Raw genomic sequence first — 20,008 nt, 5'->3', positions numbered from 1 at the left:
GTTCTTGCACGGGAAACGGTTTGGTCATTGAGGCTGATTGGAAAACGAGATAGGAAAAACGGCGAAAGATGGACAAAAAAGCCGTGGAATGGATGAAACAGGCTGACTATGATATGGAAACCGCAGAGTTTATGCACAGCGGCGGGAGATATTTTTACGCGGTTTTTCTGTGCCATCTGTCTCTTGAAAAGGCACTGAAAGGCCTTTACCAGGCGAAGCTGCGAGAGATTCCGCCCAAAACGCATAATCTGATTTATTTGCTGGATAAGATGGGAATCAAACCAGAAGAGAAAACAGGGACAATTATTGCTCGGCTTAATGAAGCCCATATTGCGACAAGGTACCCCGAAGATATTGAACAATTGCAAATCCATTATACGGAGGCGATCTCGAAGCAGTTGATTATTCAGGCTAAGGAAATTCTCCAATGGATAAAAAAGCAGTTTTAGCCGTCATTTCTGATTTTCAAAAAGCCCTGCAGGAGGTCGGAATAAAACCCCAAAAAATTATTTTGTTCGGATCCTATGCGTCCGGACGGCAGCGGGAAGACAGTGATATTGATTTGGTGGTTATTTCGGAGGATTTTGAGGGAAAGGGATACTGGGAGCGAATCGAATTATTGTCTTCCGCAATTTATAAGGTATTTAAACCGATTGAAGCGGTAGCGATGACTCCGCAGGAGTGGCAATCCGGGAAATCACTTATTGCCGATTATGCCCGTGACGGAGAGGTAGTATACGGCTGAAAAAACGCCCATTGCGGCAACCCGTATGACCCGCAGTGGTGTTTGCAATAAGGTTCAATGAGGAAGGATGAATATGGACAATCTCGAGAAAAAAATTGCGAGTAAAAAGGTTGTGGTTGGCGTTCTTGGCTTGGGCTATGTGGGACTGCCTTTGGCTCGGGAATTTGCGTTGGCGGGCGTGAGGGTGCTCGGATTTGATATTGACGACAAGAAAGTCAAGATTCTCAATTCCGGCCGAAGCATTATTAAAAATGTCCCGCACGAAGTTGTCCGCAAGATGGTCAAAAGCGGAAAATTCACCGCCACATCGGATATGTCCCAGATTCGCAAGGCCGACGCGGTTCTGATTTGCGTGCCGACGCCGCTGACGCCCAACCGCGAGCCGGACATGCAGTATGTCGAAGGCAGCTGCCGCACCATTGCAAAATATCTGCGAAAAGGCCATCTGATTTCTCTGGAAAGCACGACCTATCCGGGTACGACGCGGGAACTGATGAAGCCGATTCTGGAGGCCACGGGTCTGAAAGCGGGTAAGGATTTCTATCTGGCCTTTTCGCCCGAACGGGAGGACCCGGGCAACAAACAGTACACCACCCGCACGATTCCCAAAGTCGTCGGCGGGCTGACCCCGAAGTGCCGGCAGCTGGCGTACCAATTGTATTCGCTGGCTATTCAGAAAATGGTGCCGGTTTCCTCGGTGGAGGCGGCGGAGGCGACCAAGATTCTCGAGAATGTCTATCGGTGCATCAATATTGCGATGGTCAACGAACTGAAGATGGTTTTCGACCGGATGGGCATCGACGTCTGGGAGGTTATCCGAGCGGCCAGCACCAAGCCGTTCGGCTATCATCCGTTTTATCCCGGGCCCGGGCTGGGCGGCCACTGCATCCCGATAGACCCGTTCTATCTGACCTGGAAGGCCCGCCAGTACGGGATGGCCACGCGGTTTATCGAATTGGCCGGTGAGATTAATACGGGTATGCCCCATTATGTCGTTCACAAGGTGATGGAGGCCCTCAACGAGCGAAAGAAGAGCTTAAAGGGCTCCAAAATCCTCGTACTCGGGCTGGCCTATAAGCCGGATATCGATGATGTGCGGGAATCACCTTCGCTGGAGCTGATTGAACTGCTGCAGGAGCGGGGGGCGAAAGTGGACTATAACGACCCGTATGTACCGAAAACCCACAAGATGCGGGAATATGATTTGAAGATGACCAGCCGGCCGCTGTCAGCGGCGATGCTCCGTTCGTATGACTGCGTGCTGATTTCCACCAACCACAGCTGCTATGATTATGCGTGGATTGTCAAACACGCCAAGCTGGTCGTGGATACCCGCAACGCCACGGCCGCGGTCAAATCCGGCCGCAGCAAAATCGTCAAGGCCTGAAAAAGCGGACACAAGAAGAAGAGATTATCGGACTCGGTATTTCTACGGATTTGTTGATTGGCCGGTGTGCCGCGAGGGGGGAATATTACGTATATTTTAAGTGTGGAAAGATTTGCGGCACATTTTTTGAGGTGAGGCCGATATGAAAACTTACAAAATTATTGATATAGCAGCCGTTTTGATGGTTGCTGCTTTTTTGGGCTATGCGGGGTATGTCTATTTCCATCCGGAAGCAGCGGTGCCGGAGAAAACCGTTGCGGCTGAAGAGCCGACTTTTTCTGCGGCTCCGTCTGCTTTGACGCTCTCAATGGAGTCTGCAGAGGAATTCAATCCTGAAACTCCTGTTTTTGCGGAGGCTGTTTCGGAACCCGTCGAGCCCCTTTTGGGCCGGAGCGAAAGTGAATCGGATGTTTTTTATATCCGTTCGCCGGAAGCCGCTCAGGTTCTCGAAAGCTCATCCCGTCCGCTGGCGGCATCCGCCGCTGATGACAATAATTTACACAGCTCGGGCAGTACGGGTTCTTCAGTCTCATCATCATCATCATCATCATCTTCTTCTTCTTCTTCCGATTCTTCCTCTTCTTCCGCCTCACCCGCCGGTGCCGGAAAGAAACAAGACGCTTCTGCATCAGCCGCTTCAAATACCAGCTCTTCCCCACAGACATCTTCGGTTAGAAACGGTACGGGGTCTCCTTTGGTGGAGGAAAAAAAGGATCCAACGGACTGGATTCTCAAGGAGGGTATCCGCGGGGGTTTTATGTCCTCAACCCAAGGGAATCTTTCGAAAATCCCCCGGTATGTAAATCTGGCAAAATCTCTCGGCCTGAATACTGTGATTGTTTATGGGTGTTCTTTTGCAGAAACTTCCAAACACCTGAATTATTATCGTGAGTGGTTTCGACTTTGCAATCAGGCGGAACTTCATATTTTTGCATTCTATCCATGGCAGCCGCCCGCGGGCAATGCCTGCCGCAAAGTTGTTTTTGCAGATGGGACAGAAGGGCTTTTCCCCTGTCCTCTGGATTCAAAACTCTGGAAACAATATTTGACGGAGGATATGGCGAATCGGCTTGCCAGGGTTTCAGTAGAATCCCCCCTTTTGTCCTTTGACGGTTTTTTCATTGATATGGAGCAATACCGAACGGAAGAGCTGCCGGAAGAACACAAGCAGTATTCCTACAACACCTGTTTTTGTGATTTTTGTTTCTCTTCTTTTCTTTTTACGCAAGGGTACACCGGTTCAACGCTTCCCCCTGTCGAAAAGGAAGCGAGGAAACAATGGCTTTCTCAAAGGGGTCTGCTTGAAAATTATTTTGCTTATCTGAGTTCGGAGGTTCAGGCGAAGGCCACCGAGCTGAGGAGGAAAATCCATGCGGTAAATCCGAACCTGCTGTTTGGCGTGTATCCGGCTTTAACGGAAACGAATTGGGTTCTGCAGGCGCTGATGAGAGGGCTTTGTGAGGATTCCTACCCCGTTATTTCTTTTACGACAGATACTTACGGATATTATCAAGAACCTTGGGGTGCGGATCGGATTCCCAATGATCTGGATGCGTATTTCCAGAAGTATAATATTCGGGGACTCTATGCGGCGGGGTATCTTCTGCGGGCGTACAAAAGTTCTGAATTGAGGGACCATCTGGTCAAGTCGGCCCAGCGGGCCCATGGGTATTGGCTATATCGAATTCCTCAGCTGGTTGATGAGAATATTCCCTCTTCCGAAAAACTTCTGGAGGGAAGCCGAGCGGATTATCAACAGGCTGTTCGGGCAGCCAATGCGGCAATTCAAAGACCTTAGCACCGGAGTTTATGCATCGTCCATCCTTGAAAATTAATTTTTTATGGGCGTTTGCAGGAAACTCCTTTTATGCCCTCTGCGGCTATCTGCTTCTGACCATATTGGCGAAGACGTCGCCGGTCGAAACTGTGGGACTTTGGGGAATCGGCCAGGCCGTTACGCTTCCGGTGGCCACGTTTTTCAGCCTGAAACTGTGCACGGTCAATATCACGGATATTCGAAATGCCTATCAGACCGGCGATTACATAGCGGTCCGGCTTTTGGCCTCGCTGGCTTCCGTTGTGATTTCAGCCGTCATCGGTTTTGTGTTTTATCCCCTTCAGACGGCCCTGGTTATCAGTTTTATGGGTATCAGCCAGGCCATAGCGGAAATCCGGGCTTATTTTCTGTCCAATTTTCAAAAATATGAACGGCTGAATCTAGCGACCGGATCTCAGGTTGCAGAAGGGGTTCTCGCCCTGCTTTTGTTCCTGCTGCTGTATTGGCCGACTCGGAATCTTCTGCTGGCAATCGGCGGGATTATTCTCGCCCGCCTGAGTGTGCTGTGTTTTTATGATATGCCGGTCTCGGCACGGGTTCTTTCGGCTCATCAGCCGGAAGGATTCGGCGGGTATCGGCCGCGATGGCACTGGCCGAAGATTTGGAGTCTTTTTAAGTATGCGTCTCCGCTGGCAGTAGTGGGAGCTGTTATGAATATATCACAGCATGTTCCTCGTCTGGTGATGGATAAAACCCTCGGTCGCGACGCCGTCGGGTATTTTACCGCTTTGTCGATGCTGCTGGTGGTTTATACGATGATTCATTCGGCCCTCGGCAATGCAGCTCTGCCGCGTCTGTCGATATATTTTAAAGAAAGCATACGCTCTTTTGTCCGTCTGTTTGTTCAGCTGATTGTTCTGATGCTTGCGGTGGGGCTGGTTTTTGTGGCGGGGGTTTACTTCGTCGGGAAACCCCTGCTGACATTTCTGTTTACAGCGGAGTATGCCCGCTACAACGATGTTCTGGTGATGCTGGCGGTCGCCAGTTCTGTGTTGGCTGTTTTCAGCGTCTCCAACTGGGGGCTGAATGCCACGCGTCAGTTTGTTGTGCAGATGCCTATCTATATCGGCACGGCGGTTGTCAGCGGCGTCTGTTCTGTTCTGCTGATTCCCCGCTTTGGGATTATGGGCGGGGCTTATGCGTTTTTCTGCAGTTATATGTTCGGGGCTCTGATTTGTATTGTGTTTGTGATGAAGGCAATTCGAAAGAATCATGTTGGTTGATGAAAAATGACAATAGCATTTGCATTCTTTATCATTGCATTTTTAACGATAATCTTTCTTAACCCCCAATTAGGTACTTTTCTAATCTGGCCGATATTGTTTACTTATCCGCACGGCTGGTGGTATCACCAGGGTTTCCTGCCTCTTAATATTGGATATGATGACCTGTTTTGTATCACCTTGTTTTTGGTTGTTTTTGTGAGAAGAAATTTAATGGGCGGCATTCCTCTCCGTTTGGGGTACGGTTTCTGGGTTATAACCGCTTTTATTGGGGTCGTGACGCTTGCCGGTTTTTCCGGTGCAATGGATTGGCCGGCTTACCGATTTGTTATTTTGAAGGAAATATTGAAAGTTTGGGTTTTCTGGTGTTTGTTCTATGCAGTAGTTCATTGTGTGGATGATGAAAAGGACCTGCAAACACAACTTATTATGTTTTCAGCAGCGGCTGTCTTGGGTGCAGGATTGGTCATTTTTCAATATTTTGTTCCGTCTTTGGCGTGGCCTTGGCAGCTTCCTGAAACTACCGGATTGGGAGGCCAGACAATATCTGGAACTATCGGTGAAGAAGAAGAATTAAGAAGGGCTTACGGTGCTTTTATGAATGCGAATGGCGCTGCCTGTGTCTTAGTCTGCTCATTTATTCTTTTGTTGGGTTCCTTAAAACTTCAGAAGAATATTTGGAAGCGTTTCATATATTATATTTTTGCCTTTCTACTGCTGGTGGCGGCCTTAGTAACCAAATCCCGCTCAGGTTTTCTTATGCTTGCAGCCGTTCTTTTTTTAATGGCTTTTTGGGGGCAAAATAAAAGACTTTCCTGGCTTGCTATAGGGACATTTATTGTTGTTTTGTTTTTGTTTGCCGGCACAAGAAAGGCGTTTTTTGAACGATTGTCGGAGGTTTATAATCCCGCCAGCAAAGAAGTCAGCGGAAACGTTCTCGGACGTGTAGAATTATGGAAACGGTACTTTTCAACAATGAACCTCAAAATTTTTGTGTTGGGCCAGGGGAGTACGGCAGGGATTATTCGAAATGAAACGGAAAGCCACAGTATGTATGTCTCATTAATTACCGTTTATGGCCTTCCAGGGCTGATATGGGCTTTGAGTTCTTTATATGGCTTTGTGAAACGTGCTGTTTTCGTACGATGTTATTCAAGAAGTCTGTTGCTTTGGCAAGTTGCTACTATTTGTTTATGGGCAATCTTTTCTTGGGGCGTTTATGCCGGCACATCTGATGCGCTCAGTTCAAATTATCCACGATATCTTTTGTTCTTTCTGGTAGTCCTAGTGGATAGAGCGTTCGAATTATGCCGACGGCAGGAACTCGTGGCTGCAGATGGATATTTGAATTATTTGGATTCATACAGAATATCTGATTGGGAAGTGAATGAGGGATATGTATAAACATTGTTTCAAAGGCATTTTTGCTGAAATTCTGGAGTTGGTTGAGGCGATTCTTCGTTCATGGCCCGGGCGAATCGGGGTTTTTCTCCGCTGGTGTTATTACCGGTGCCGCCTGAAATATGTCGGAAAGGGAGTGGTGATAAAGGCAGGGGTTCGGTTTGTGGGCCACCGCTATATTACCCTTCAGGATGGCTGCATTGTGGATGTCAACTGTATGATATGCGCCGGACCCTTTTCGTCTTCTCCGTATGAAAAGCGCTATGTGCCCAATCCTGATTTTCACCTCGGAGAAGGGGAGGTCCGCATCGGCCGCAAGGTTCACGTGTCAGTCGGCTGTTATATCCTGGGGCATGGAGGGGTCGATATCGGCGATTACAGCGGATTGGCGGCCGGGACGCGGGTGCTGTCGCTGACCAATCATTACCGCAGTTTCTCGGAACCTCACCGCCGCAATGTGTATTTTACCATTAGTGTTCCCAAGGAAAATGCCTGCTTTTTATACGGTCCGATTGTTCTTCAGGAAAACGCCGGCGTGGCGTCTCAGTGTGTTTTGCTGCCGGGGTTGACGATGGAAAAGGACAGTTTTCTGGCGATTGGTTCTGTAGCCCGAGGACGAATTGAGTCCAATTCCATTGCGGCCGGCAATCCGGCTGTTCGGATTAAAGAGCGGTTTACGGATTCATCCGGAAAAAAAGAATGAAGATTGTTTTTTTTGATTTTATTTATCGATTCGGCGGCGGTCCTCAGCTGGCGGCGGATACGATGATTCGTCTTTCGCGGCATCATCAGGTAGAAGTGATCGACCCGTATGGACAAAGTCAGCCCTATATTCAGAAATTGACAAACCATGGGGTGAAAGTCCATATTCTGATGTCGGGGGCAAGGTTTATTTTTCTCGGTTCTCCGCGGAAGCCCTGGCAGCGGCTGTGGCGGTTTCTGTGTGCCGTTCCGCATTATGTTCGTCTTCGCCGCCGTTTGATTCAAACAATCCGGCGGATTCAGCCGGACCTGCTTTGGACGAACGGCAAAGTGGCTTTCCGCTTTTTAAATATCGGCAGGGCTCTTCGGAAGATTCCTATGGTGATGGAAGTTATCGGCTGCCTGCCGGCGTCTTATTACCGGGATTCCGTCGGCAGGCAGATGCAGAAACGGCTGTCTTTGGTTATGGCTATCTCCACGGAGACGGCCAGGCAGCTGACGGCGGCCGGATTCGCTCCGGAGAAGGTACATGTGGTCTATGATACCATCGATTTTGAGGAGACCATTCAGAAATCTATGCAGCCGCTGGAAGCTCCGCTGCCGGGTCTGGGCAAGCATCCGGCTGTTCTTGTGCCGGCTACCCTGATTCCCAAAAAAGGACAGGATACGGCCATTCGGGCTGCGGCTGTCCTGAAAGAACAAGGGCTCAATCCTGTTCTCTGGCTGGCGGGGGATATTGTAGGAGATGATGATTCCTATGCACGATATCTTAGGGACTTGGCAGAGCAGCTGAAGGTAACGGAGCATGTTTTCTTTCTCGGCTGGCGGAATGATGTGCCGACGATTCTCAAACAGGCGGATATCATGGTGCTTCCGACCCATGAAGAGGGGTTTGGACATGTCGTCCTGGAAGCGATGCTTCTGAAGTGTCCGGTTGTAGTTACGCCTGTTGGAGGAATTCGGGATTCTGTGCAGGATGAGGAGAACGGTCTTGTTTTTCCTGTTGGAGATGAAAAACGGCTGGCGGAACAGATTCAGCGACTGCATCAGGATTCTGCCCTGCGGGAGCGTCTGATTGAGCGCGGCTACCAAACCGTCACAGAACGATTTACACCGGAGAACCATACGGCTCGTGTGATGGAAGGGCTCGAACGTCTTGTGAAAACAGGAGAGGTTAAATGAACGCTCCGCTGGTGACAATTTCCAGCGCTTTTTACAATACGGGGCCGATGCTGCTGGATATGGTTCGGTCGGTCTTTTCCCAGACCTTTACGGACTGGGAGTTGGTTTTGGTGGATGACGGTTCGACGGATGACAGTCTTCAGATTGCCCGCTCGGTGCGGGACCCGCGTGTGCGGGTGTACAGCAACGGCCGCAATCTGGGACGGGCGGCCAGTTTGAATCGGATTACGGAGCTGGCCCGCGGCAAATATATTGCCCGGCTGGATTCGGATGATTTATGCTCGCCGAATCGGATTCAAAAACAGGTGGAACTGATTGAAAGCGACCCTAAAATTGATGTTGTCGGAACCGGAATGTGCTATCTGGGTGAAGGTGACCAACCGCTCGGTTACGGCCGGGCCGTCCAGGGCCACGACAAAATATGTGCGCATCCGAACCGTACTTTTCATATTGCTCATGGGACCCTTCTCGGCAAAAAGACATGGTTTCAGAAATTTCGCTATGATGAACGGTTGCCTTTGGCAATAGATTTCAATCTGTTTTTCCGTTCGTATAAAGCCAGTGTCTTTGATAATGTGCCGGAGCCTTTGTATTATTATCGGTTTGATAAGTCTTTTAATCTGAGAAAACAATGGACGGCAAGGAGGGTTGGGGCGGGGTTTCTTTTCCGTTACAATTGGCAGGAACAAAAGTACATTCGTGCTGTGTCAAGTTTACTAAGCCAGTATTTCAAGTTCGCAGTTACGGTGGGTATGTTTTATACAGGGCTTCGCGGCAAATTGATGCAAAGGCGATTTGGGAAGATGAGCGAGGCGGAAAAAGAGTATTTTCTGGAAGAACTCCGTCGAATAAAAAATTGTCCGCTGCCGGGAGTGGGGGAATAGCATGTTGAAAAAAATATTTTTTCACCTTTTTTATCAGGTTCGTTATTTGCTCCCGATTTGGCTGGTGCAGCTGCTGACGGACTGGCTGCCGGACAACCGCATTACACTCCGTCTTCGCGGGGCGATGCTGCGTCCGTTTCTGGGCCGATGCGGCCGGGGGTTTCAGCCGGCCCGCCGTGTGACGTTTCTCAATCCGCACGGCATTCGCATCGGCCGAGATGTCTATCTGTCGACCGGCTGCTGGATTGACGGCATCGGCGGTTTGACCATCGAAGACGAGGTGAAACTCAGCCCCTACGTGGTGATTACCACCAGCTCCCACTGTTTTAAGGACAATTCCGTCTGCGGCGGCGGCTCCCGAACCGCCCCCGTGCGAATCGGCCGGGGTTCCTGGCTGGCCTCTCATGCGGTTGTGGTCAGCGGCGTCTCCGTCGGCTCCGGCGTGATTGTCGGCGCCAACGCTGTAGTAACCAGAGATATCCCGGACAACGTTTTTGCGGCCGGTGTTCCGGCTCGCATCATCGGCCCTCGGGTTGACCAGACTCCCAACATATTTTCACGAGACGATATCCTGAAGGAACAACAAGCGTGAACCAGACACCCAAGCCGGCCCTCTGCATCCTGACCACGGTTTCGGAGTCGATTCGTTTTTTTTACAAAGGGCAGATTGATGCGCTTCTGAAAGCCGGCTTTGATGTCACGGTGATTTGCGCCTATGACGAAACCCTTCCAGCCGAATTGCCGCCGAGCGTTCGATATCTGCCGGCCGAGTTCTCACGATTGATTACACCCTGGCAGGACCTTCGGGCTTTGCGGCGGCTGGTCAGGATTTTTCGAACCCATCGGTTTGCCGTTGTCCAGTACAGCACGCCCAAGGCCTCGCTGCTCGGCTCGATTGCGTCTTTTCTGACGGGTGTGCCGTGCCGGCTTTATCTGCTCTGGGGGCTGTATTATATGGGTCAAACCGGGGCCCGCCGGCTTCTGTTGAAAACCTTTGAAAAAGTAATCTGTGCCCTCAGTCATCAGGTTCTGCCGATTTCTCACGAAATGGTCGGTTTTCTGGAGCAGGAGCGAATCACCCGCCGTCAGAAATGCACAGTGATTCTGAACGGCAGCGCCTGCGGCGTCGATTTAGAGCGTTTCAGCCCTGACTTAACCGGACTATACCGGAAGCAGATTCGAGAACGATACCAAATCCCCGACGATGCTGTCGTCATCGGGACGGTTGCCCGGTTAACCGGAGATAAGGGGATTCATGAGCTGCTGGCGGCTTTTGAGCAAATTCATCAGGAAAACCCTGCGGTTTATCTGCTTCTGGTCGGCCAGCAGGAGGAAAAGGACAGATTGCGTCCGCAAGCTGAAGAACTTATTCGTTCTCATCCGGCGATTCGATGCACCGGCTGGCAGCAGGACCCCGTTCCTTTTTATACCGCGATGGATATTTTCTGTCTGCCGACTTATCGGGAGGGATTCGGCGAGGTCAATCTCGAAGCCCAGGCCATGGCTTTGCCGGTGGTTTCCACCGATGTCATCGGCCCCCGTGAATCCGTTCAGAACGGCGTGACGGGTTTTCTGGTTCCGCCCAGAGAGGTTCCTGCTTTGAAAGAGGCCCTGACGAAACTGGTTCAGGATGCCTCCCTTCGGAGCCGAATGGGACAGGCCGGGCGCCGAAGGGTTGAGCAGATGTTTGACCGCAAACAGTGGATTGAGGAAATGGTCCGTCATCGTCTGAGCTGCCTGAAACAGATAAACCGTCCTTGCTGAATCCTCCTTTCCAATGTTGGAAAAGACAAAAATCGCCTTTATTTCCACAATTCCTAATACCCTTTTTTTCTACATTGAACTGCTCAAGGCTCTTCAAAACGCAGGGGCTCGGCTGACACTGATCACGTCGGAAAATCCGTTTTTAGAGAAATTGACTGCGCAGCTGGATTGCCAGGCTGAGCGCGTGCCGTTTTCCCGCTCTCTTTCGCCGGTTCAGGATTGGCGGACCCTTCGCGGACTCACCGGACTTTTTCGGAGGAATGGTTATGACCTGGTTCACGCCCATACGCCCAAGGCCGGTTTTCTGTCGATGAAGGCCTCCGCGGCGGCATCCGTGCCGGTTCGGCTTTATACCATTCACGGTCTGGTGGGCGATACAGCCGTTTTCTGGAAGAGAAAACTTTTTTCTTTTTGTGAAAAACAGGCCTGTCGGCATGCACATCAGGTTCTGGCCGTCAGTCCCAGTCTCCGGAAACGGATTGTGGATGAAGGTCTTTGTCCGGCGGAGAAAGTATCGGTCCTTCGGGACGGCAGCGCCTGCGGGATTGATGTGGACGGCCTTTACTCTCCGACGGAAGCGGTTCGACAGGAAGCACGGCGGATTCGAGAGCAATTTCAAATCCCTCCCGAGGCGGTTGTCCTCGGCTTTGTCGGACGGCTCACGCCCGAAAAAGGGATTCCGATGCTGCTGGAGGTCTTCGGGAATCTGGCTCAGAAAAATCCGCTGCTTCATCTGCTGCTGGTCGGCAGAATGGATGAAGACCGCGAAAAACTGGATGCCCGCTCCCTGTCGATGATTCGCGAACATCCGCGGATTCACTGGGCGGGTCATATCCCCTTTCCTGCTGCGTATTATGCGGCGATGGATATTTTTGTGATGCCGTCCCGACGCGAAGGGTTCGGTATGTGCAACATCGAAGCGGCGGCGATGGAGGTGCCGGTCGCTGCTTCCCGCATTACAGGATGTGTGGATTCCATACAGGAGAATGTTACGGGTCTGCTTTTTCAAAGAGATGACCCTCAGGATTTGATTCGATGTCTGACCCGGCTGATTGATGATCCGCAGCTGCGGAGAAGGATGGGGCAGGAGGGTGCCCGCTGGGTGCGGGAACGTTTTTCCTCCCGCCTGCTTGTGCAGGAGCATCTACAGTTGTATGAACGTCTGCTTGCCCGGAGAGGTTGTTAAAAATGGCTTTTCTGAAAAATAAGATTCTTCACGTGCTGGCTGTCATCGTACTGGTTCAAGTGCTGGTTCTGGTTCTGAACTATCGCCGGCAGGAGCAGATTATCCTGAAGATTCCCGACAATCAGGGCATTGAGGAGCTCTGGACGCGGGACAATCATCTGATTGCCTCCGAAATGGGCCGCGGGTTTCATCTGTTCGACTGGTCCAATCTTCAGGCGGCCCGACGCGATTTGCCGGCGGCCTTTTACCCATCGCTTCTCCTGCCGGATGAGCGGATTCTTTCCGTCAAGGAAAAACGCGGTCTGGTGCTGGAAAACTCGCCCGGCCGTTCACTCTGGATTCCTCTGTCCGGACAGCCCGCCGAAGTGCTTTTGGTCTCGGATGCCGCCTGTTCGACCATCATTCTGGCCTGTCAATATCTTAGCGACCAGCGCAGCGAATATCGTTTCCAAAGAGTGGATTTGCAGCAGGAGATTCTCCTGAATCTGGCAGAGCTTCAGGGCGGGCGTGATTTTCTCATACGACGGCTTTGTGTATCCGATACACAGGACAAACTGATTTTGGCCGGCACCAAAGACAAAAAGGCCTATTTGGCCCTGATAGAAATCCCCGGCGGCCGAGTGGTTTGGGAAAAAATCTATCCGGAGGAGATGGAATTTTATTCCGTCTGTTTTCTGGACAATCCGCCGCTGATTTTTGCGGGCTCGCGGGATGGAGCGGTCAGCCGGATTGACGCCGCAGACGGCCGGCTTCTCGAGACCCTTCCGCTGGTTCCCCTGCAGGCCGGACAAACCAAGCTGCGGACCATTCAGCGGGTGGTGCTCAGCCCCGACCGAAAAACTTTGGCGGCCTCGTGCGACCCGTCGTTTTATCTGATTGATGTCCAGACATGGCAGCTGCGAAGGAAAACGGGCGTCTCGCATAAAATTATCAGCGGGATGGCCTTTTCGCCGGACGGCCGATATCTTGCCACATCGGATATCCGCGGCAGCGGGATTATTGAGATATTTGATTTGTCAAAATAACAGCAGAGTCTTTTTTAGGGAACAAACGTGGAACGAACGATTCAGACAGTCGCAGTGCTCGGAGCCAGCGGGACCGTCGGGTCGCTGACGGGCGGACTTCTGGCCCAAAACGGTTTGCGGGTGTATTTTCTGAGCCGCACACGGGAGGGCTCTCGGAAAGGGCTCGAAAAGGCGGTTGCTCAGGCCCGCTCGGAAGTCATCGCAGAAAATATCGTCTGCGGGGATTATGATTCGATGCTTTCGGAAGCCGTCCCCAAAGCGGACTGGATTCTGGAGTGTGTAGCGGAGGACCTGTCGGTCAAGCAGGCGATGTATGAGCGGCTGGAACCGCTTCGCCGGCCGGGCACGATTGTCAGCTCTGTCACCAGCAGTCTGGTGCTCGAGGAGCTGCCGAAGGGCCGCTCGGAGGATTTTCAAAAGCATTTTCTCTCGACCCACTTCTACAATCCGCCGGGAAAGATGTCTGCCTGTGAAATCTGCGGTCAATCGAAGACTGACCCGGCTCTGGTGGAGTTTATGGCGGACTTTCTGCATCGCCGGCTGCGGCGCGCGGTGATTCCGGTTCGGCCGACCGCCGGATTTGCCGGAAACCGCATCGCCTTTCTCCTGTTTGCCCGGATTACGGAACTGGCCGCCGAGTATGGCGTGGAGATGATGGATTATCTCATCGGCCCCTATACCGGACGGGTGATGGCTCCGCTGGCGACGATTGACCTGGTCGGCCTGGATATTCATAAGGCCATTATCCAGAGTCTTCAGGCTCATACCCGTGATGCTCTGCATTCCAAACTGGTGCTTCCGGACTATCTGGAAAAAATGATTGAGCAGGGGCATTTGGGCAGAAAGACGCGGGACAATGGCGGGTTTTACAAGCGCCTCGAGAGCGGCCAATACGAGTATATCGACCCGAAAAGTCTGACCTATATCCAGGCTTTCGAGCCGCATGTCCGCTTTGTCGAAGAAGCCAAGCAGCTGATTCATATCGGACGCTATCGGGATGCCTTTGAGCATATACGGACTGCAAAAGGGACTGAAGCGGAGCTCGTTCAGGAGATTCTTGCGACCTATATTGCCTATTCGTATATGCTTGTCGGGGAGGTCACAGAGAAGAAGTACGGCATCGAGGGCATCGACCGGGTGATGATGACCGGCTTTAACTGGGCGTCTCCGAGTCTGCTGGTTTATATGTTCGGGGGAAAAGAAAAAGCGGCCGAGCTGCTGGCCTCCAAAGGGCTGCCGGTGCCTGCTTCACTGCTGGAGGATACGATTTGTGAACGGTACCCCTTCAATGCAGGGCGGTATTTTCCTGCAAAGTGAGCGTCCAGTTTCCAGCATACAGCAGCCAGAAATGAAAACGAATGAAAGATTATCGGAAAATTCACGCTTGGCATCGTTCTCATAAACTGGTTTTGCAGGTTTATGAATTGACAGAAACATTTCCTGCAAAAGAAATGTATGGACTGTGTTCGCAGCTGAGACGCTCTGCTGTTTCGATTCCGACGAATATTGCAGAAGGCTGCGGGCGGACTACCGGAACGGAGTTGACGCGATTCGTGGATATTTCGCTGGGCTCTCTGAATGAAGTGGAATATCTTCTTTTTTTTGAGCACAGAACTCAAGTATGTAGAGGAAAAGGACTTTTTGCAGATTTCTGCGGAAGTTGCGGAAATCAGAAAAATGCTTACAGCTTTTGCACGGACTATTCGCAAGAGCAGCGAGTAGCAAATTGTCAAAGAGCGGTCGAATCCCTTGCTGGAATCCGGCTGCTGGATACTGGAATCTGAAGAGGATAAAATGAGCGGACAAAACGTTTACCTTCTGGGCGGTTATCAGACCGATTTTGCCCGCAACTGGGCACGGGAAAACAAGCACATCAGCGCGATGATGCGGGAGGCGTACGAGGGCTCGCTGGCCGTGACCCGCATCGAGCCGCGGGATATTCAGGCGGCCTTTATCGGCAACTTCGCCGCGGAACTGTACTGTATGCAGGGGCATTTGGGGGCCTTTTTTGTCGATTTCGACCCGGCCTTTCGCGGGCTGCCGACCTGCCGATTTGAAGGGGCCTGTGCCTCCAGTGCTCTGGCGGCCCTGTCGGCAATGGCTCACATCCAGGCGGGCCTGTATGACTGCATTGCCGTCGTCGGAGTGGAACAGATGAAGACCGTCTCGCCGGCCAAGGGCGGCGACTATCTGGGGACGGCGGCCTGGTACGAGCGGGAATCGGCCGGCATTGAGTTTCCCTTCCCCAAACTGTTCGGAAAACTCGGCGATGTGTATGAGGCCCGCTATGGTCTGGACAATCGGCATCTGGCCCGGATTGCCGCGATTAACTATGCCAACGCCAAACGCAATCCGAATGCTCAGACCCGCGACTGGTTTATGAATTATGACCATGCCTGCCGAACAGGGCAGTACAATACCGCCATCGTCGGGCGAATCAAAGTGACGGACTGTTCCCAGGTGACCGACGGGGCTGTTTGCATCTATTTGGCCTCGGAGCATTTTGCCGCCGCGTATGCCCGCCGACTGGGCAAACCCCTGGAGGCGCTGCCGCGGATTTTGGGCTGGGGCCATACGACGGCCCCGATGGAGTTTGCCGCCAAAGTCGCCGAATCCGAGGGGCAGCCCTATGTCCTGCCCTGGACCCGCAAGGCGATTACGGATGCCTACCGGCGGGCCGGACTGAAGGACTGCTGGGATTTGGATGCCATTGAGACGCACGACTGCTTTACAACGTCTGAGTATATGGCGATTGACCACTTTGGACTGACGGAGCCGGGGCAGTCCTGGAAGGCGATTGAGGAGGGGGTCATAGAAATGGGCGGGCGGCTGCCGATTAATCCGTCCGGCGGGCTCATCGGCTGCGGCCATCCCGTCGGGGCCACCGGCGCCCGCCAGCTGCTGGATGCCTATAAACAGGTGACCGAAACCGCCGGCGATTATCAGGTGCCCGGCGCCCGCCGCGTTGCCACGCTGAATATCGGCGGCTCCGCGACGACCAACGTTGTGTTTATCATCGGACGATGAGTTTTCGGATTTCTGCTCTATGACGGACGAACAAGGAATACAGATTGTGCCGATGAAGGCCGAGCATGCCCGGGAAGTGGCACGCCTTCATATTGAAGGAATTCATCAGGGCTTTATCAGTTCACTGGGGGAGGAATTTGTCACGGCGCTGTACGAAACCCTGGCGGAAAGTGCCGAGAGTTTCGGATATGTAGCCATTGCGGACGGCAGGGTTGTAGGGTTCGCTTCGTTTACAACCAATTTAAGAAAAGTTTATCATTCCGTGCTTCGCCGGCGCGGGCTGAAATTTGTCGGCCTTCTGCTTCGAAAAGTTTTCTCTTTTTCGGTGCTTCGCCGGATTCTCGAAACGCTGCTGTATCCCCGCCGAATCGGCCGCCTTCGCCTTCCGGATGCAGAGCTGCTTTCCATCGGGGTGGCCGCAGACTGCCGCGGACAAAAACTGGGCAATCGTCTGATTGAGCGCGGATTTCAGGAATGCGCGGCACGGGGGATTGAGCGGGTCAAAGTGCTGGTGGCGGATTTCAATGAACCGGCGAATCGTCTTTACCGGAAAACCGGCTTTCGCCTGGCGACTCAGATTGTCAACCACGGTGTTGTCAGCAATGTTTATGTGGCGCCTGTCCGTCCGGTTGTTTCCGAGGAACAGAGGCTGGTCTTCCGTTCCATGCAGCTGTCTGATGTGGACCAGGTGGTTACAATTCATCGGTTTTGTTTTCCGCCTTCCGTGTCGCTGTTTTCTGTTTTAAACCCGCAGGTTGCCCGGCATCTGTATGCGCAGTATGTCGAGGAGCCGGACAGCCTGGCGGTGGTGCTGTTTGATACGGCGACGGGGCTTGTGGCCGGATATGCCGCCGGAACACTCCGTCCGGGCTTCCAGAAGCGGTTTTTCAGACGGCACTGGTTTTTGGTCGGCTGGCATCTTTTCTGGGCTTTGGTTTCTCAGCCCTCTCTGCTTTCTCGATTGGTTCGCTCGATGGGCCGTCGGGAGCTGTTCGAAGAATACCGCCGGCATCCTGAACGGTTTGAGAATACGCCGCCCGCCGGTCCGGTGGGGTATTTTATGCCGATCGCACTGCATCCGGATTATCGGGGCGGAGGCAACGCCGTTCGTCTGGCTCGGGCGTTGATGGATGAATTCTTCAAACGGGGAGTGGTCCGAATCCGCGGCAACAAAATCGACATAAACAACCTTGCCAGCCGCAGACTGTTTGTGGAAAAACTCGGCTGGAATTCCATTGTTCTTGAAAATGAATCGGTCGCCGTCTGGGTTGACAGACCGGCGGCGGAGGAACTCCAACAGCAGACGATTACTCCGCCCGCGCCGCTTTCTTTTTCCGCTCAGATGCCGGCGGCATTTATTACTTACGGCTGGTGCCGTTCCTCTTATGCGGTCCTTTTTTCGTTGGGACAAAAAGGCATAAAGGTCCACGTCGGAGACGCTTCTCCTTTGGCCATGTGCCGTTTTTCCCGGTACAGCCGTTCGTTTGAGCGCCTGCCGGATTTCTTTCTGGAACCCGAACGCTATATCGACGCCCTTCTGGGGGCTCTTGAGCGGACAGAGGCGGAAGTCCTTCTGCCCTGTCACGAAGACATTGGGCTGGTCAGCCGCTTTCGAGACCGGTTTCCCAGCCATATTCGGATTGCCGTGCCGGACTGGCAAACCTATCAAACGGCGGAGGACAAGCTGGAGCTGATGCGGCGGGCTGCAGACTTTGGCGTACCGGTCCCGCAAACCCGCCCCATTCAGTCGGAACAAGAACTGGAGAAGGCCGTACGAGATTTTACCTGGCCGGTGATTCTCAAAACCCGTATCGGCAACAGTGCCAAGGGGGTAACCGTTCCGCGCAGTTGGGAGGAGCTGAAACGGCAGTTTCGATATCTGATTGATACGTATGAACTCGAACAGGACCGCTGGCCGTTTTTGCAGGAGTATCTGCCCGGAAGGGCGGCCGGTGTCTGTGCCCTCTATGACCGCGGCAGACCGCTAGCCTTTTTTGCGGAAGAATATCTTCGCTGCAAGGAACCGAATCGATTCGGGACCTCGACGATGAGAAAAACACTCGAGGCCCCGGTTCTTGTGGACTTTGCTCAAAAAGTTCTCGGCGGTTTGGGATGGCACGGCCTGGCTCACCTGGATTTTATCCAGGATGCAGCGGGAACCTGGCGGCTGATTGAACTGAATCCTCGTCCGTGGGGGGCGATGGCGCTGGCGCTGTACGCCGGTGTGGATTTCCCCTGGCTGTGGTATCGTCTGGCCAAGGGGGATGAACTATCCTTTGCGGATGTCAAACCGCAGTCCCTTTTCTGCCGGTGGATTTTGGGGGATTTTTTTGCGTTTGTGGAACTGCTTAAAAGAGGGCGTTTTTCGGAGGCCGGGCGGGTCTTTCTGCCTTGCCGAAACTGCCGCCACGATGATTTTCTGCTGGCGGACCCGCTTCCGTTTGTTTTTCAGCATCTGGATTATTTTGTAAAGTTCATCAAATCGGGCGGCAGTTTGAATCCCGCCACGAAAAATATGGTTCGTTAAGTTTTTTTGAAGATGCGCTGGATGGATGGGTTTTTGATTTTCGTTGTGAGTTTGGCTGCTGGGCTGGCCGCCACGTGGCTGAGCCGGCGGCTGGCCCTTCGATTCAATATTGTGGACCGGCCGGACAATACCGTCAAAACGCACGGCCGGCCGATTGCTTATCTCGGCGGGCTGGGCATCTGGGTCGGGTTTGCCGTCGGAATGTTTTCGCTTTTTGCAGGGGAACAATTTGCCGGCCTTGTGTGGTTTCTGGCTGCTTCCGTCCTGATTTGTCTGGTCGGTCTGGCGGATGACATCTTTGCCTTGTCGCCGTCCCGCAAAATCGCCGGACAGATTTTGACGGCGGCCCTGGCTGTATTTTTCCTGAACTCTCATTTAAAGGGTGTTTTTCCGCAGCTGTCGGCCCCTGCTGCAGCGGTGCTTTCATTCGGCCTGCTTGTCTTTTTTGTTCTCGGGGCCTCCAACTCCGTCAATCTGCTCGATGGGCTGGACGGCCTGTGCGGAGGGGTGACATTTTTGATTTGCATCGGATTTTTTCTGCTGGCGTCGATGAGCCGCTCGGCCTTCAGTTCGTTTCAGCAGACGCTCGCATTGTCTCTGGCCGCCGCCTGTGCCGGGTTTTTGGTGTTGAATTATCCGCCCGCTTCGATTTTTATGGGCGATGCCGGCTCGCTTCTGATTGGGTTTCTGCTGGCCTGTCAGATGATTCTGTTTCTGCTGCAGGGCCCGGCGGTTTTTCTGGCATCCCTGTTTATTTTTGGTCTGCCGATTTTAGATACGTCGGTGGCCATTCTCCGCCGGTTCCTGAACAAAAAGCCGCTCTTTGTTTCAGACCGAGGGCATATTTACGACCAGCTGGTCGATCGGGGCTTTACAAAAACCCAATCCGTCTGGGCGTGTTATCTCCTGACGGTTCTGTTTTCCGCCGTCGGTCTGCTCGGCTTTCGGCTCGGTCTTGGCCCGGCCCTTCCACTTTACTTTCTCACTCTTCTCATCACCTTCCTTGTCATCTGGAAAAAAGACTTTCTCAAAAAAGTCTGATTTGATTTTTTGAGAAACATTCCTTTTTTCCTCCTTGCCGGAGTCATCCGTTTGGAGTATTCTATGCAAAAAGAGTA

General features: G+C 52.6%; 19 protein-coding genes. 18 read left to right on the top strand and 1 reads right to left on the bottom strand.

What is annotated here, in order from left to right; translation table 11 throughout:
• Nucleotides 1-68 precede the first annotated feature (68 nt).
• From WHS88_06110 to WHS88_06100, 3 genes are all read left to right on the top strand, one after another.
• A complete protein-coding gene (locus WHS88_06110; GenBank protein ID MEJ5259746.1) occupies nucleotides 69-449 on the top strand; it encodes a HEPN domain-containing protein in 381 nt (126 codons plus the stop codon).
• On the top strand, nucleotides 428-745 hold the full coding sequence (locus WHS88_06105; protein MEJ5259745.1) for a nucleotidyltransferase domain-containing protein: 318 nt from the start codon (nucleotides 428-430) through the stop codon (nucleotides 743-745). Before WHS88_06110 ends, WHS88_06105 begins: the two co-directional genes overlap by 22 nt.
• Nucleotides 746-818: 73 nt before the next feature.
• Nucleotides 819-2,132: a nucleotide sugar dehydrogenase gene (locus WHS88_06100; GenBank protein MEJ5259744.1), complete on the top strand. Its 1,314-nt coding sequence runs from the start codon at nucleotides 819-821 to the stop codon at nucleotides 2,130-2,132.
• Between the two features lie 438 nt (nucleotides 2,133-2,570).
• Here the strand turns inward: WHS88_06100 and WHS88_06095 are convergent, their stop codons facing one another.
• Complete coding sequence (locus WHS88_06095; GenBank protein MEJ5259743.1) at nucleotides 2,571-2,867, bottom strand: hypothetical protein; 297 nt, start codon at nucleotides 2,865-2,867, stop codon at nucleotides 2,571-2,573.
• A gap of 22 nt (nucleotides 2,868-2,889) precedes the next feature.
• Between WHS88_06095 and WHS88_06090 the strand changes: the two genes are divergently transcribed.
• The 15 genes from WHS88_06090 to WHS88_06020 are packed head-to-tail and all read left to right on the top strand — an operon-like array spanning nucleotide 2,890 to nucleotide 19,931.
• Nucleotides 2,890-3,930, top strand: a complete 1,041-nt coding sequence (locus WHS88_06090; GenBank protein ID MEJ5259742.1) for a hypothetical protein — start codon at nucleotides 2,890-2,892, stop codon at nucleotides 3,928-3,930.
• Nucleotides 3,931-3,941: 11 nt separating this feature from the next.
• A complete protein-coding gene (locus WHS88_06085) occupies nucleotides 3,942-5,192 on the top strand; it encodes a polysaccharide biosynthesis C-terminal domain-containing protein (GenBank protein ID MEJ5259741.1) in 1,251 nt (416 codons plus the stop codon).
• A 6-nt stretch (nucleotides 5,193-5,198) separates the two neighbouring features.
• A complete protein-coding gene (locus tag WHS88_06080; protein MEJ5259740.1) occupies nucleotides 5,199-6,596 on the top strand; it encodes an O-antigen ligase family protein in 1,398 nt (465 codons plus the stop codon).
• On the top strand, nucleotides 6,589-7,296 hold the full coding sequence (locus WHS88_06075) for a hypothetical protein (GenBank protein ID MEJ5259739.1): 708 nt from the start codon (nucleotides 6,589-6,591) through the stop codon (nucleotides 7,294-7,296). The genes WHS88_06080 and WHS88_06075 overlap by 8 nt, the downstream gene beginning before the upstream one ends.
• On the top strand, nucleotides 7,293-8,477 hold the full coding sequence (locus WHS88_06070) for a glycosyltransferase family 4 protein (protein MEJ5259738.1): 1,185 nt from the start codon (nucleotides 7,293-7,295) through the stop codon (nucleotides 8,475-8,477). Before WHS88_06075 ends, WHS88_06070 begins: the two co-directional genes overlap by 4 nt.
• Nucleotides 8,474-9,361, top strand: coding sequence for a glycosyltransferase family 2 protein (locus tag WHS88_06065; GenBank protein ID MEJ5259737.1), 888 nt, complete (start codon nucleotides 8,474-8,476; stop codon nucleotides 9,359-9,361). Before WHS88_06070 ends, WHS88_06065 begins: the two co-directional genes overlap by 4 nt.
• A gap of 46 nt (nucleotides 9,362-9,407) precedes the next feature.
• Entirely contained in the window at nucleotides 9,408-9,953 is a 546-nt protein-coding gene (locus WHS88_06060; protein ID MEJ5259736.1) for an acyltransferase, read from the top strand.
• Nucleotides 9,950-11,125 carry a glycosyltransferase family 4 protein gene (locus WHS88_06055; protein ID MEJ5259735.1) on the top strand — a complete coding sequence of 392 codons (1,176 nt, stop codon included), beginning with the start codon at nucleotides 9,950-9,952 and terminating at the stop codon, nucleotides 11,123-11,125. The genes WHS88_06060 and WHS88_06055 overlap by 4 nt, the downstream gene beginning before the upstream one ends.
• Nucleotides 11,126-11,138: 13 nt before the next feature.
• Entirely contained in the window at nucleotides 11,139-12,311 is a 1,173-nt protein-coding gene (locus WHS88_06050; protein MEJ5259734.1) for a glycosyltransferase family 4 protein, read from the top strand.
• Between the two features lie 2 nt (nucleotides 12,312-12,313).
• The gene (locus tag WHS88_06045) at nucleotides 12,314-13,336 is read left to right on the top strand and encodes a WD40 repeat domain-containing protein (protein MEJ5259733.1); all 1,023 of its coding nucleotides are present in this window, start codon (nucleotides 12,314-12,316) and stop codon (nucleotides 13,334-13,336) included.
• A gap of 27 nt (nucleotides 13,337-13,363) precedes the next feature.
• Complete coding sequence (locus WHS88_06040; GenBank protein ID MEJ5259732.1) at nucleotides 13,364-14,653, top strand: 3-hydroxyacyl-CoA dehydrogenase family protein; 1,290 nt, start codon at nucleotides 13,364-13,366, stop codon at nucleotides 14,651-14,653.
• Nucleotides 14,654-14,694: 41 nt separating this feature from the next.
• Entirely contained in the window at nucleotides 14,695-15,120 is a 426-nt protein-coding gene (locus WHS88_06035; GenBank protein MEJ5259731.1) for a four helix bundle protein, read from the top strand.
• A 10-nt stretch (nucleotides 15,121-15,130) separates the two neighbouring features.
• A complete protein-coding gene (locus WHS88_06030; protein MEJ5259730.1) occupies nucleotides 15,131-16,363 on the top strand; it encodes an acetyl-CoA acetyltransferase in 1,233 nt (410 codons plus the stop codon).
• A 19-nt stretch (nucleotides 16,364-16,382) separates the two neighbouring features.
• Nucleotides 16,383-18,890, top strand: a complete 2,508-nt coding sequence (locus tag WHS88_06025; protein MEJ5259729.1) for a GNAT family N-acetyltransferase — start codon at nucleotides 16,383-16,385, stop codon at nucleotides 18,888-18,890.
• A 12-nt stretch (nucleotides 18,891-18,902) separates the two neighbouring features.
• Complete coding sequence (locus WHS88_06020) at nucleotides 18,903-19,931, top strand: MraY family glycosyltransferase (protein ID MEJ5259728.1); 1,029 nt, start codon at nucleotides 18,903-18,905, stop codon at nucleotides 19,929-19,931.
• Nucleotides 19,932-20,008: the final 77 nt, after the last annotated feature.

This window comes from Anaerohalosphaeraceae bacterium (assembly GCA_037479115.1).
Classification (GTDB): Bacteria; Planctomycetota; Phycisphaerae; order Sedimentisphaerales; family Anaerohalosphaeraceae; genus JAHDQI01.
The sequence above is the reverse complement of the archived record's forward strand: the minus strand, read 5'-3'. Positions and strand labels throughout refer to the sequence as shown.

Coding starts and splice junctions, on each gene's coding strand:
- WHS88_06110 (MEJ5259746.1), top strand. CDS start 69: ATGGACAAAAAAGCCGTGGAATGGATGAAACAGGCTGACTATGATATG.
- WHS88_06105 (MEJ5259745.1), top strand. CDS start 428: ATGGATAAAAAAGCAGTTTTAGCCGTCATTTCTGATTTTCAAAAAGCC.
- WHS88_06100 (MEJ5259744.1), top strand. CDS start 819: ATGGACAATCTCGAGAAAAAAATTGCGAGTAAAAAGGTTGTGGTTGGC.
- WHS88_06090 (MEJ5259742.1), top strand. CDS start 2,890: ATGTCCTCAACCCAAGGGAATCTTTCGAAAATCCCCCGGTATGTAAAT.
- WHS88_06085 (MEJ5259741.1), top strand. CDS start 3,942: ATGCATCGTCCATCCTTGAAAATTAATTTTTTATGGGCGTTTGCAGGA.
- WHS88_06080 (MEJ5259740.1), top strand. CDS start 5,199: ATGACAATAGCATTTGCATTCTTTATCATTGCATTTTTAACGATAATC.
- WHS88_06075 (MEJ5259739.1), top strand. CDS start 6,589: ATGTATAAACATTGTTTCAAAGGCATTTTTGCTGAAATTCTGGAGTTG.
- WHS88_06070 (MEJ5259738.1), top strand. CDS start 7,293: ATGAAGATTGTTTTTTTTGATTTTATTTATCGATTCGGCGGCGGTCCT.
- WHS88_06065 (MEJ5259737.1), top strand. CDS start 8,474: ATGAACGCTCCGCTGGTGACAATTTCCAGCGCTTTTTACAATACGGGG.
- WHS88_06050 (MEJ5259734.1), top strand. CDS start 11,139: ATGTTGGAAAAGACAAAAATCGCCTTTATTTCCACAATTCCTAATACC.
- WHS88_06045 (MEJ5259733.1), top strand. CDS start 12,314: ATGGCTTTTCTGAAAAATAAGATTCTTCACGTGCTGGCTGTCATCGTA.
- WHS88_06035 (MEJ5259731.1), top strand. CDS start 14,695: ATGAAAGATTATCGGAAAATTCACGCTTGGCATCGTTCTCATAAACTG.
- WHS88_06030 (MEJ5259730.1), top strand. CDS start 15,131: ATGAGCGGACAAAACGTTTACCTTCTGGGCGGTTATCAGACCGATTTT.
- WHS88_06025 (MEJ5259729.1), top strand. CDS start 16,383: ATGACGGACGAACAAGGAATACAGATTGTGCCGATGAAGGCCGAGCAT.
- WHS88_06020 (MEJ5259728.1), top strand. CDS start 18,903: ATGCGCTGGATGGATGGGTTTTTGATTTTCGTTGTGAGTTTGGCTGCT.